The organism is Pseudomonas sp. G7(2022) (assembly GCF_052660475.1).
Map to the genome: position 1 here is coordinate 646223 of NZ_CP109659.1, position 12052 is coordinate 658274.

Annotated in this window: 11 protein-coding genes; 8 read left to right on the forward strand and 3 right to left on the reverse strand. The window is 60.9% G+C overall.

Going from position 1 to position 12052, the window contains the following annotated elements; genetic code table 11:
• The first annotated feature begins 19 nt into the window (after positions 1 to 19).
• The 8 genes from amaA (at position 20) to NE357_RS02825 (ending at position 9402) form a co-directional block, all read left to right on the forward strand.
• Positions 20 to 1303 carry an L-pipecolate oxidase gene (gene amaA, locus NE357_RS02790; RefSeq protein ID WP_169428632.1) on the forward strand — a complete coding sequence of 428 codons (1284 nt, stop codon included), beginning with the start codon at positions 20 to 22 and terminating at the stop codon, positions 1301 to 1303.
• Between the two features lie 364 nt (positions 1304 to 1667).
• Entirely contained in the window at positions 1668 to 2801 is a 1134-nt protein-coding gene (locus NE357_RS02795; protein ID WP_169428633.1) for an ABC transporter substrate-binding protein, read from the forward strand.
• Between the two features lie 242 nt (positions 2802 to 3043).
• Positions 3044 to 3958, forward strand: a complete 915-nt coding sequence (locus NE357_RS02800) for an ABC transporter permease subunit (RefSeq protein WP_007950661.1) — start codon at positions 3044 to 3046, stop codon at positions 3956 to 3958.
• Between the two features lie 3 nt (positions 3959 to 3961).
• Positions 3962 to 5263, forward strand: a complete 1302-nt coding sequence (livM, locus tag NE357_RS02805; protein WP_169428634.1) for a high-affinity branched-chain amino acid ABC transporter permease LivM — start codon at positions 3962 to 3964, stop codon at positions 5261 to 5263.
• Positions 5260 to 6132: an ATP-binding cassette domain-containing protein gene (locus tag NE357_RS02810; protein WP_169428635.1), complete on the forward strand. Its 873-nt coding sequence runs from the start codon at positions 5260 to 5262 to the stop codon at positions 6130 to 6132. The genes livM and NE357_RS02810 overlap by 4 nt, the downstream gene beginning before the upstream one ends.
• Positions 6129 to 6845 (forward strand): ABC transporter ATP-binding protein, encoded by a 717-nt coding sequence (locus NE357_RS02815; protein ID WP_007950655.1) that lies wholly within the window; start codon positions 6129 to 6131, stop codon positions 6843 to 6845. The genes NE357_RS02810 and NE357_RS02815 overlap by 4 nt, the downstream gene beginning before the upstream one ends.
• 757 nt (positions 6846 to 7602) lie before the next feature.
• Complete coding sequence (locus NE357_RS02820) at positions 7603 to 8367, forward strand: SDR family oxidoreductase (RefSeq protein WP_169428636.1); 765 nt, start codon at positions 7603 to 7605, stop codon at positions 8365 to 8367.
• Between the two features lie 129 nt (positions 8368 to 8496).
• A complete protein-coding gene (locus NE357_RS02825; RefSeq protein WP_169428637.1) occupies positions 8497 to 9402 on the forward strand; it encodes a cation diffusion facilitator family transporter in 906 nt (301 codons plus the stop codon).
• An 82-nt stretch (positions 9403 to 9484) separates the two neighbouring features.
• On the opposite strand, the gene NE357_RS02830 is transcribed toward NE357_RS02825, so the two are convergent.
• The 3 genes from NE357_RS02830 to ureG form a co-directional block, all read right to left on the reverse strand.
• Positions 9485 to 10612: an AGE family epimerase/isomerase gene (locus NE357_RS02830; protein ID WP_169428638.1), complete on the reverse strand. Its 1128-nt coding sequence runs from the start codon at positions 10610 to 10612 to the stop codon at positions 9485 to 9487.
• Between the two features lie 213 nt (positions 10613 to 10825).
• On the reverse strand, positions 10826 to 11398 hold the full coding sequence (locus NE357_RS02835) for a HupE/UreJ family protein (RefSeq protein WP_064379124.1): 573 nt from the start codon (positions 11396 to 11398) through the stop codon (positions 10826 to 10828).
• Between the two features lie 27 nt (positions 11399 to 11425).
• Complete coding sequence (ureG, locus tag NE357_RS02840; RefSeq protein ID WP_007950645.1) at positions 11426 to 12040, reverse strand: urease accessory protein UreG; 615 nt, start codon at positions 12038 to 12040, stop codon at positions 11426 to 11428.
• Positions 12041 to 12052: the final 12 nt, after the last annotated feature.

Below are 12052 nucleotides of genomic sequence, written 5' to 3' on the forward strand. Positions count from 1 at the left end.
TTTCTGTTGGAGTCTGGCAATGCCGTTACGCGAAGAATGTCTGTGGGAAAAACTCACGCCGCAACGACCGGATAACGCGGCGCTCAGGGGCGAGGTCAAGGTTGATGTCTGCGTGATCGGCGCCGGGTTCACCGGGTTGTCGGCGGCGCTGCATCTGTTGGAAAAGGGCAAAAGCGTCTGCGTGCTCGAAGCCCATCGCGCCGGGCATGGCGGGTCGGGGCGCAACGTCGGGCTGGTCAACGCCGGGATGTGGATTCCACCGGACGAGATCGAGGCCGGGTTCGGCGAGGCCGTCGGCAGCCAGCTCAACCGCATGCTCGGGGCGGCGCCGGCGCTGGTGTTCAGCCTTGTGGATAAATACAACATCGATTGCCAGTTACGCCGCGAAGGCACCCTGCACATGGCGCACAACGCCAAGGGCGAGGCGGATCTGCGCAGTCGCGAGGAACAGTGGAAACGCCGGGGGGCACCGGTCGAACTGCTGACCGGCAAGGCCTGTGAACAGGCGACCGGTACGCAAAAGATTGCCGCCGCGCTGCTCGACCGGCGTGCCGGTACGCTCAACCCGATGGCGTATGTCACCGGGCTGGCGAAATCCGTGGCGAGTCTCGGCGGGCAAATGTTCGATCATTCCCCGGTCACCCGCCTTGAACGTCAGGGCCAGCAATGGTCGGTGCAGACCGGGCAGGGTTCGGTGCTGGCCGAACAAGTGGTGATTGCCTCCAACGCCTACACCGAAGGCGACTGGACCGAACTCAAGCGCAATTTCTTCCCCGGTTACTACTATCAGGTCGCTTCGGTGCCGCTGACTGAAGATGCCGCCCAGGAAATCCTCCCCGGCGGGCAGGGCTCGTGGGATACCCGCCAGGTGCTGAGCAGCATCCGCCGCGACAAGGACGGACGTCTGTTACTGGGCAGCCTCGGTAACGGCAATCAGAAACCGACCTGGTTTCTCAAGGCCTGGGCCGACCGGGTACAGCAGCATTATTTTCCCAACCTCAAGCCCGTCGAATGGGAATGCACCTGGACCGGGCGCATCGCGTTCACCCCCGATCACTTGATGCGCTTGTTCGAACCGGCCCCCGGATTGGTGGCCGTCACCGGGTACAACGGCCGTGGCGTGACCACCGGCACTGTGGTCGGCAAGGCCTTCGCCGACTACCTGTGTAACGGAAATCCTCAGGCATTGCCGATTCCTTTCGCACCGATGCAGCCCCTGACAGGTGTGGGCTTGCGCAGTTGTCTGTACGAGGCCGGGTTCTCGCTGTATCACGCGGGCCAGTGCCTGCGCATCGTTATCTGAGTGTTGAAATATGTTGCCGGAAGCGGCGCTTTTCGATGTAGCGACTAGCCTGTAATGGTGCGGGTTGTAGCAGTCCCGCACCAGCAGTGTGCAGTTCGGTGACGCGGGCTGTTACAGGCTGGTTGCACATCGTTTGGCGCCGCGGTTGCAATGATGGCGCGTGCGGGTTGCGCCTGAAAAAACAAATGGTTTCACCTTCCGCGGTTTAGACGGTTGCACGCCCAATGAAAATGGGAACGAAACAGTCGAAATAACAAGAAAGCAGCGACTTTTTGAAGAATAAAAAACCGATGGCACGGCCCTTGCTCTGAGCAATCCAGTGAAGTCGCAGTGCCAACTAAAAAAAACCTTGGAGCACCACCTCATGTCCCAGACGTTTTACAAGAAAGGCTTTCTGGCCCTCGCAGTCGCTACTGCGCTGGGTGTTTCTGCGTTTGCACAAGCTGATGTGAAAATCGGTGTGGCGGGCCCCATGACCGGCGCCAACGCGGCATTTGGCGAGCAGTACATGAAGGGAGCCCAAGCGGCGGCCGATGCGGTCAACGCGGCGGGCGGCGTCAACGGGGAGAAAATCGTCCTGGTCAAAGGCGATGACGCCTGCGAACCGAAACAGGCGGTGACGGTCGCCAAGGACCTCACCAACCAGAAAGTCGCCGGTGTGGTCGGTCACTTCTGTTCGTCCTCCACCATTCCTGCGTCCGAGATCTACGACGAAGCCGGGATCATCGCCATCACTCCGGGTTCCACCAACCCGCAAGTGACCGAGCGCGGCCTGAGCGCCATGTTCCGTATGTGCGGCCGTGACGACCAGCAAGGCATCGTTGCCGGCGATTACATCGTCGACGTGCTCAAGGGCAAGAAAGTGGCCGTGCTGCACGACAAGGACACCTACGGTCAGGGCTTGGCCGATGCGACCAAGGCTCAGCTGGAAAAACGCGGCGTGAAGCCGGTGCTGTACGAAGGCCTGACCCGTGGCGAGAAAGACTTCAGCGCCGTGGTCACCAAGATCCGTGCGGCCGGTGCCGACGTGGTCTACTTCGGCGGCCTGCACCCGGAAGCCGGTCCACTGGTCAAGCAACTGCGTACCGAAGGCCTGAAAGACGTGAAGTTCATGTCTGACGACGGCATCGTGACCGACGAACTGGTGACCACCGCTGGCGGCCCGCAATACGTCGACGGCGTGCTGATGACCTTCGGCGCCGACCCGCGTCTGCTGCCGGAAAGCAAGACTGTCGTGGATGCCTTCCGCAAGGCCGGCACCGAGCCTGAAGGCTACACCCTGTACGCCTACGCTTCGGTTCAGGCACTGGCCGCCGCCTTCAATGGCGCCAAGTCGAACAAGGGCGAGGAGGCCGCTGCCTGGCTGAAGAAAAACCCGGTCAAGACCGTCATGGGCGAGAAGACCTGGGACTCCAAAGGCGACCTGAAGGTCTCCGACTACGTGGTCTACCAGTGGGACAAGGATGGCAAATATCACCAGCTGGAAAAACAGAAGTAAGGGCTGACGCGATCGGCTGACCTCCACTGTTCCATGTGGGAGCGAGCCTGCTCGCGAAGACGGACTGACAGGCAACATCGCTGTTGAATGATCAACCGCTTTCGCGAGCAGGCTCGCTCCCACAGGATCCTGTGGTGGTCGGGCTGAATGCGCTCTGACATTGCTCCGACGTAAATCTGTATTTTTCCTAGAAGAACCGCGCGCCCCAGGGCGTGCAGGTTCTCACTGCGTGAGATTGCGTTATGGATGGTATTTTCCTGCAGCAACTGGTCAACGGCCTGACCCTCGGGTCGGTCTATGGCCTGATCGCCATCGGCTACACAATGGTCTACGGCATCATCGGCATGATCAACTTCGCCCATGGCGAGGTTTACATGATTTCCGCTTACCTGGCGGCAATCAGTCTGGCTCTGCTGGCTTACTTCGGTATCGAATCCTTCCCGCTGCTGATGCTCGGCACACTGGTCTTCACCATCGTCGTCACGGGGGTGTATGGCTGGGTCATCGAACGCATCGCCTACAAACCACTGCGCAACTCCACCCGACTGGCACCGCTGATCAGCGCCATCGGTATCTCCCTGATCCTGCAAAACTATGCCCAGATCAGCCAGGGCGCCCGTCAACAGGGTGTTCCGACGCTGCTCACCGGCGCCTGGCGCATCGACGTCGGCTCGGGCTTCGTCCAGCTGACCTACACCAAGATCTTCATTCTCGTCGCGGCGTTCGTCGGGATGGGCCTGCTGACCTACGTGATCAAGTACACCAAGCTCGGCCGCATGTGCCGCGCGACCCAGCAAGACCGCAAGATGGCTTCGATTCTGGGGATCAACACCGACCGGGTGATTTCCTATGTGTTCATCATCGGTGCAGCGATGGCGGCCCTGGCCGGCGTGCTGATCACCATGAACTACGGCACGTTCGACTTCTACGCAGGCTTCGTCATCGGGATCAAGGCGTTCACTGCCGCGGTGCTCGGCGGGATCGGCTCGCTGCCTGGCGCCATGTTGGGCGGGATCATCCTCGGGATCTCCGAGTCGCTGTTCTCGGGCCTGGTCAACTCCGACTACAAAGACGTGTTCAGCTTCTCGCTGCTCGTACTTGTTCTGGTCTTCCGGCCTCAGGGCCTGCTGGGCCGTCCTCTTGTGTCGAAGGTGTAAGCGATGTCTTCAACCACTACAAAATCCATTGATGTCAAAAAAAGCCTGGTTGAGGCGATTCTCGCCGGACTGATCGCCCTGATCGTGTTCGGGCCGATTGTCGGCGTGGTACTCGACGGCTACAGCTTCAACCTCGAACCGACCCGCGTGGCGTGGATCATCGCCATCGTCATGGCCGGCCGCTTTGCCCTCAGCCTGTTCCTGCAAACCCCCAAGGGCCTGCGCATTCTCGAAGGATTCGAGAGCACCGGATCCGGCGTACATGTGCTGCCCGCCGATCACAAATCCCGCCTGCGCTGGATCATCCCGCTGCTGATCGTACTGGCCGTGGCCGTGCCGTTCGTGTCCAACTCCTACCTGCTGGGCGTGGTCATCCTCGGGTTGATCTACGTGCTGCTGGGGCTGGGGCTGAACATCGTGGTCGGTCTGGCCGGCCTGCTCGACTTGGGTTACGTGGCGTTCTACGCCATCGGCGCCTACGGTCTGGCGCTCGGTTATCAGTACCTCGGCCTGGGTTTCTGGACGGTGCTGCCGCTGGCGGCGATCACGGCTGGCCTTGCCGGTTGCATCCTCGGTTTCCCGGTGCTGCGCCTGCACGGCGACTACCTGGCGATCGTGACCCTGGGTTTCGGTGAAATCATCCGTCTGATTCTCAACAACTGGCTGTCCCTGACCGGCGGTCCGAACGGTATGCCGGCCCCGCTGCCGACGTTCTTCGGTCTGGAGTTCGGCAAGCGGGCGAAGGATGGCGGGGTACCGTTTCACGAGTTCTTCGGTATCGCCTACAACCCGGACGTGAAGTATTACTTCATCTATGCGGTGCTGTTCCTGGTGGTGCTGGCCGTGCTGTACATCAAGCATCGTCTGGTGAAGATGCCGGTCGGCCGCGCCTGGGAAGCCCTGCGTGAAGACGAGATCGCCTGCCGCTCGATGGGCCTCAATCACGTGCTGGTCAAGCTCTCGGCGTTCACCATCGGTGCGTCCACCGCGGGTCTGGCAGGTGTGTTCTTCGCCACTTATCAAGGCTTCGTCAACCCGACCTCGTTCACCTTCTTCGAATCGGCGCTGATCCTCGCGATCGTCGTGCTCGGCGGCATGGGCTCGACCATCGGCGTGGTGATCGCAGCGTTCGTGTTGACCGTTGCCCCGGAACTGCTGCGCGGCTTTGCCGAATACCGCGTGCTGCTGTTCGGGATCCTGATGGTGTTGATGATGATCTGGCGACCTCGCGGGCTGATCCGCATCAGCCGTACCGGGGTCACTCCACGCAAAGGTGCCATTCACTATGAGAGGACTGCGCCATGAGTGAAGTCGTACTCTCTGTTGAAAAACTGATGATGCACTTCGGTGGCATCAAGGCCTTGAGCGATGTCAGCCTGAAGGTCAAACGCAATTCGATCTTCGCCCTGATCGGCCCCAACGGGGCCGGCAAGACCACGGTGTTCAACTGCCTGACCGGGTTCTACAAGGCCTCCGGCGGCAAGATCGAACTCAACGTGCGCGGTCAGCAGACCAACGTCATCAAACTGCTGGGCGAGTCCTTCAAACCGACCGACTTCGTCTCGCCGAAAAACTTCGCCAGTCGTCTGTACTACAAGATGTTCGGCGGCACCCACCTGGTGAACCGCGCGGGCCTGGCCCGGACGTTCCAGAACATTCGTCTGTTCAAGGAAATGTCGGTGCTGGAAAACCTGCTGGTGGCCCAGCACATGTGGGTCAACCGCAATATGCTGGCCGGCATCCTCAACACCAAGGGCTATCGCAAGGCCGAAAGTGATGCGCTGGACTGCGCGTTCTACTGGCTGGAAGTGGTGGATCTGGTGGACTGCGCCAACCGTCTGGCCGGTGAACTGTCCTACGGCCAGCAACGCCGGCTGGAGATCGCCCGGGCCATGTGCACGCGGCCGCAGATCATCTGCCTCGACGAACCGGCCGCCGGCCTCAACCCTCAGGAAACCGAAGCGCTGAGCGCGATGATCCGGCTGCTGCGCGACGAGCATGATCTGACCGTGGTGCTGATCGAACACGACATGGGCATGGTAATGAGCATTTCCGATCACATTGTGGTGCTGGACCACGGCATCGTCATCGCCGAGGGCGGTCCGGATGCCATTCGTAACGATCCGAAAGTGATCGCTGCCTACCTGGGCGCCGACGAAGAGGAAGTCGTATGACGCAACCCATCCTCGAACTCAAGGATCTGGACGTGTTCTACGGCCCGATCCAGGCCCTCAAAGGCGTTTCGCTGCAGATCAACGAAGGGGAAACCGTCAGCCTGATCGGCTCCAACGGTGCCGGCAAATCCACTCTGCTGATGTCGATCTTCGGCCAGCCACGGGCGGCGGGCGGGCAGATCCTGTATCAGGGCGTGGACATTACCCACAAGTCATCGCACTACATCGCTTCCAACGGCATCGCGCAGTCGCCGGAAGGACGGCGGGTGTTCCCCGACATGACCGTCGAGGAAAACCTGCTGATGGGCACCATTCCGATCGGCGACAAGTACGCCAAGGAAGACATGCAGCGCATGTTCGAGCTGTTCCCGCGGCTCGAAGAGCGCCGTACCCAGCGTGCCATGACCATGTCCGGCGGCGAGCAGCAGATGCTCGCCATCGCCCGGGCGCTGATGAGCCGGCCCAAGCTGTTGCTGCTGGACGAGCCGAGCTTGGGTCTGGCGCCGATCGTGGTGAAACAGATCTTCGCCACCCTGCGGGAACTGGCGAAAACCGGCATGACCATTTTCCTCGTCGAGCAGAACGCCAACCATGCGTTGAAACTGTCCGACCGGGCATACGTGATGGTCAACGGTGAGATTCGCCTGACGGGCACCGGCAAGGAGCTGCTGGTGAACGAGGAGGTGCGTAACGCCTATCTCGGCGGGCACTGAGTTTTCAGGTTTGCCATAGATATACAGAGCCCCGGGGCGCGAGTCTCGGGGCTTTTTTGTATCCACAATTCATGACGATCCACGCCATTCCCGAAATTGTGGAAAACAAAATCCCCAACCTGCCAAAGCGCGACATATAGACGCTGCAAATCGCTGTTTTTCCACAGTTTTGACTTGTCCCCGTTTGCTGTGGAACCGGCTGTGAATAACGTGGGAGTAGCTGGCTGAGAGCCTTTAAAACCGTGGCTTGCGGGCGCATGGTTGTTTTTTGATCAGGGCTTTTCACTGTTGCAGGGTACCCGTTTGTCAACCTTTTTATAGCCGCGGCAGAACAGGCGATTGCATGTGGGCAAGCCTGTGGATAAGTCTGTGATTAAACTCTGGAAAGACTCCGCTAAGGGCCGTGATTACTGGCCCTGCGCAATCACCGCCGTAATCGGCCGGTCGTGCAAAATGCCTTGCCCGGCATAATCGGCAGATCAGGGTCAAGCGAAAAACTTTGCTTTTGCGGCGCAAAGCCTTGTGTGGCGCGGCTTTGCGCATTTCCACTTGCCCCCGGAAACTGTGGAAGGGACTGTGGATAACGTGCGTGCATGTGGCTACAGGCCACGCCCGTCAAGGCGTTGCGAGGGTTGATCAAATTTTGAGCAGAAATCCACGCCCGCCGGTGGTTGCTCGTGAATGCAGGGCCGGGCATGCTGCCCGCTGATTTTCTATTCCAATGGCTGCCCCGGGTGGTCGAAGCAAGGAGAACACGATGTCCAACACCCTGTTTATCACCGGCGCGACGTCCGGTTTTGGTGAAGCCTGTGCCCGTCGTTTTGCCGTGGCCGGCTGGAAACTGGTGCTGACCGGTCGTCGTGAAGAACGCCTCAACGCGCTGTGCGCCGAGCTGTCGAAGCAGACCGAAGTGCATGGCCTGGTGCTGGACGTGCGTGATCGCAAGGCGATGGAGGAGGCGATTGCCAACCTGCCGCCGTCGTTCGCCAAATTGCGCGGCCTGATCAACAACGCCGGGCTGGCGCTGGGCGTGGACCCGGCACCGAAGTGCGATCTCGACGATTGGGACACCATGGTCGACACCAACGTCAAAGGCCTGATGTACAGCACTCGCCTGTTGCTGCCGCGTCTGATCGCCCACGGTCGCGGCGCCGGCATCGTCAACCTTGGTTCCATCGCCGGTAACTACCCGTACCCGGGCAGCCACGTTTACGGCGCGACCAAAGCGTTCGTCAAACAGTTCTCGCTGAACCTGCGTTGTGACCTGCAGGGCACTGGCGTTCGCGTCAGCAACATCGAGCCGGGTCTGTGCGAGAGCGAGTTCTCGCTGGTGCGTTTCGCCGGTGATCAGGCGCGTTACGACGCCACCTACGCCGGTGCCGAGCCGATTCAGCCGCAGGACATCGCCGAGACGATTTTCTGGGTGCTGAATGCACCGGCGCACATCAATATCAATAGCCTGGAGCTGATGCCGGTGAGCCAGTCCTGGGCCGGTTTCGCCATCGAGCGTAACAAGGCTTGATACGGTTTTGCCCTCTTCGCCAGCGGGCTGGCGAAGAGGGCAAATCGGCCAGAATCTGGCAGTAAGGTAGACTCACTCCTCAACAACCCGCCGCATCTCGCGGTTTTCAAGGTTTTTCGAGGAGTCAAAGTGAGTAACCGAGGTGAGCAGTCTCTGCTCAAACAATCGACCATCCTGATGTTCGCCGTGTCGATCGCCGGGATCGCCACCGGTTTTGTTTCGGGTTCCCAGTCCATCCTGTTCGATGGCTTTTTTTCGCTGATTGCAACCTTCATCAAAGTCCTGATGCTGATCACCGCGAAGCTGATCGCCAAACAAAGCAATCACCGATTCCAGTTCGGCTTCTGGCACTTGGAGCCGATGGTGTTGCTGATCGAGGGCAGTTTCCTGTTGTTGATCGCCATTTACGCGTTTCTCAATGGCGTGTTCGGCATTATCAATGGCGGTCGTGAAATCGAGCTGGGCCTGGTGATCATCTACGCGGCGGTGTTCACCGTTGTCGAGTTCGCCTACTTCTTCTACGTGCGCCACCGCAATCGCAAGCTCAAATCGAGTCTGATCCAGTTCGACAACATCAGCTGGCTGGTGGACGCGATGTTGTCCGTGGGCCTGTTGATCAGTTTCCTCGCGGCGTTGCTGCTCAAGTCCCAGGGTTATGGCGAGTGGGCGAAATTTGTCGACCCGCTGATCCTTATCGTGCTGGCCATGACCATGCTGCCGCCGGCCTTCAAGATCCTCGGCCCGGCGCTGCAGGATGTGCTCGGCATTGCGCCGGACACGCTGGACGATCAGGTACGCCAGGTAATGGACGCGGCCAAGGCCGAGCATGGTTTCGACGATTACGTGTCCTACGTGCAGAAGCACGGGCGGGCGCGGTTCATCGAGATTCATGTGGTGTTGCCGGCGGATTACCGGCTGCAGAACGTCGGCCAGCTGGATGCGCTGCGTGAGGAGATTTCCGCGAAGCTGGGCAAGCCGGACGCGGCGCGCTGGCTGACCATCAGCTTCACTGGCGACAGGAAGTGGATTACCTGAGGACCAATCGCCAGCAGGCTGGCTCCCACATTGGAATGCACATCCTGTGGGAGCCAGCCTGCTGGCGATGGCGGAGGGTCAGTTAGCGTAGATATTCAGTCAGACCGGCATAGCAGGTCGCCAAGTGATACGGCGTGGTCGACGGCATGTCCTTGCGGCTGACCTCGCCCTGATCGTCACGGCACTCGTGCCAGCCGCCGGCATGCAGGAAGCGCTGTTGCAGCGCCTGCAACTGGCGCAACACCGCGCTTTCACTGCCCGGACGCAACGTCAGGGCGCGTAGGTATTCGGCCTGGGCCCAGATGCGCTGGGTCGAATCCTTCCCGTGTCCTTGCGGATCAAGCATGGCCAGCACCGCACCGGTGTCGGCCTCGACGCCCTGTTGTTCGGTGAAGGAAAACGTACGATCCAGTGCCGCGTGCAGTTTCGAGCCGCGCAGCAGCGGTGAGGATTCCAGCAGGAAATACCATTCGAACTGATGCCCCGGCTCAAACCAGTTATCCACAGCCCCCAGCGGTTTTTCCATCAACACGCCGTGTTGCGGTTCGATGAAGCGCTTGTGCATGGCTGTGCATAACTCGCTCAGCGCCTGCTGGGTCTGGGGATCTTCGCGCACGGCCAGCGTTGCCAGGAACGCTTCGGCCAGGTGCATCAGCGGGTTTTGCAGCGGGCCGGTTTCCAGCGTGATCCAGTCGCGGTCCAGGCAGGCTTCGTAGAGGCCGTCGCCCGTTGCGAAGCGCCGACCGATAACTTCCAGCGCGGCGTTGAGGGTCGATTCAACCAACGGCTCGCGAGACTTGTCCCAATAGTGGGCGCAGGCGAACAGGATGAAGGCGTGGGTGTAGAGGTCCTTGCGCTGATCCAGCGGTTTGCCCTGGGGATCGATGCTGTAGAACCAGCCGCCGTGTTCGGCATCGTGGAAGTGCCGTTGCAGGGAACGGAACAACGCAGCCGCCCGGACTTCGGCGTTATCCACAACCCCGATCAGGCTGGAAAACAGGTACAGCTGCCGTGCGCAGGCCATGGCCCGATAGCGCTGCGGTGCCAGCGGCTGATGCGCGGCGTCCAGCGCCTCGTAAGGCAATGCCATGTCGGCATTCCAGCCCGGTCCTTGCCAGAGGGGCACGATCACGTTCAGAAAGTGCTGTTGCACTGCACCGAACAGGGCGGTCAGTTCAGGCAGGGAGGTGGAGCGGGAAGCGTGGGGCATGGGCGGACGTCGTCACGGCAGGGGCGATTGCGCGACATGTTAACAGAGCGACCGGCCTTAGAGACGCGGTGTCTGTCAGTCCCCTTTCGTCGGATCGCCTCCCGGACCAAGCCTGCTCCCACAATGGTCACGCCGAACACAATACTTGTGAACAACACAGAACAACTGTGGGAGCGGGCTTGCTCGCGAAGAGGCCTGATCAGGCGATAGAGTTCAACCGGCCAGCAACCACGCGCCGGTCACCGCCGAAGCGGCTCCGGCCAAGCGAACCAGCGGCGCGGCCGCCTGAGGCAGAAAACGCACGACGGCATAACCCGCCGCATGCAGGGCCGCGGTCGCGACCACGAAACCGGCGGCATAGGCCCAAGGGCTCGACATGTCCGGCAACTCCAGGCCATGAGCCACACCGTGGAACAGCGCAAACAGCGCCGTCGCCGCCACCGCCATCACCAGCGGTGGACGCACCGCCAATGCGACCGCCAGACCGAGCGCCAGCACCGAGGCGGCAATCCCGCTTTCCAGCGCCGGCAACTCCAGCCCTTCAAATCCGAGCAAACCACCGATCAGCATGGTGCCGACGAAGGTGCACGGCAGCGCCCAACGCGCGGCGCCTTGCTGCTGCGCGGCCCACAGACCGACGGCCACCATCGCCAATAAATGGTCGAGGCCGCCGATCGGGTGGCTGATGCCGGCCACCAGACCCGAGTCGCCATGGCCGGGGTGGGCGAAGGCCAGGGCCGGTGTCAGCAGCAGCGCGACGGCGCCGAGAATACGTTTGAGTGTCATGGATAAGCTTCCTTGTTGAGCAGTGAATCAGGCTGCAGTCAGCAGGCCCTGGCGTTCGATGAAGGCGATGATGTCTTCCAGGCCCTGACCGGTTTTCTGGTTGCTGAACACGAACGGCTTGCCGTTGCGCATGCGTTGGGTGTCGCTGTTCATCATCTCCAGCGAGGCGCCGACCAGCGGCGCGAGGTCGATCTTGTTGATCACCAGCAGGTCGGATTTGCAAATGCCGGGCCCGCCCTTGCGTGGCAGCTTGTCGCCGGCCGAAACGTCGATCACGTAGATGGTCAGGTCGGACAGTTCCGGACTGAAGGTCGCGGAAAGGTTGTCGCCACCGGACTCCACCAGAATCAGGTCCAGCCCCGGAAAACGCCGGTTCAGTTGATCCACCGCTTCGAGGTTGATCGAGGCGTCTTCGCGGATCGCGGTGTGCGGGCAGCCACCGGTTTCCACGCCGATGATGCGTTCCGGCGCCAGGGCTTCGTTGCGCACCAGAAAGTCGGCGTCTTCGCGGGTGTAGATGTCGTTGGTCACCACGGCCAGGTTGTAGCGCTCGCGCAGCGCCAGGCACAGGGCCAGGGTCAACGCGGTCTTGCCGGAACCGACCGGGCCGCCGATGCCGACGCGCAGGGGTTGTGTGTTCATGTGATTCTCCAG

Coding starts and splice junctions, on each gene's coding strand:
- amaA (WP_169428632.1), top strand. CDS start 20: ATGCCGTTACGCGAAGAATGTCTGTGGGAAAAACTCACGCCGCAACGA.
- NE357_RS02795 (WP_169428633.1), top strand. CDS start 1,668: ATGTCCCAGACGTTTTACAAGAAAGGCTTTCTGGCCCTCGCAGTCGCT.
- NE357_RS02800 (WP_007950661.1), top strand. CDS start 3,044: ATGGATGGTATTTTCCTGCAGCAACTGGTCAACGGCCTGACCCTCGGG.
- livM (WP_169428634.1), top strand. CDS start 3,962: ATGTCTTCAACCACTACAAAATCCATTGATGTCAAAAAAAGCCTGGTT.
- NE357_RS02810 (WP_169428635.1), top strand. CDS start 5,260: ATGAGTGAAGTCGTACTCTCTGTTGAAAAACTGATGATGCACTTCGGT.
- NE357_RS02815 (WP_007950655.1), top strand. CDS start 6,129: ATGACGCAACCCATCCTCGAACTCAAGGATCTGGACGTGTTCTACGGC.
- NE357_RS02820 (WP_169428636.1), top strand. CDS start 7,603: ATGTCCAACACCCTGTTTATCACCGGCGCGACGTCCGGTTTTGGTGAA.
- NE357_RS02830 (WP_169428638.1), bottom strand. CDS start 10,612: ATGCCCCACGCTTCCCGCTCCACCTCCCTGCCTGAACTGACCGCCCTG.
- NE357_RS02835 (WP_064379124.1), bottom strand. CDS start 11,398: ATGACACTCAAACGTATTCTCGGCGCCGTCGCGCTGCTGCTGACACCG.
- ureG (WP_007950645.1), bottom strand. CDS start 12,040: ATGAACACACAACCCCTGCGCGTCGGCATCGGCGGCCCGGTCGGTTCC.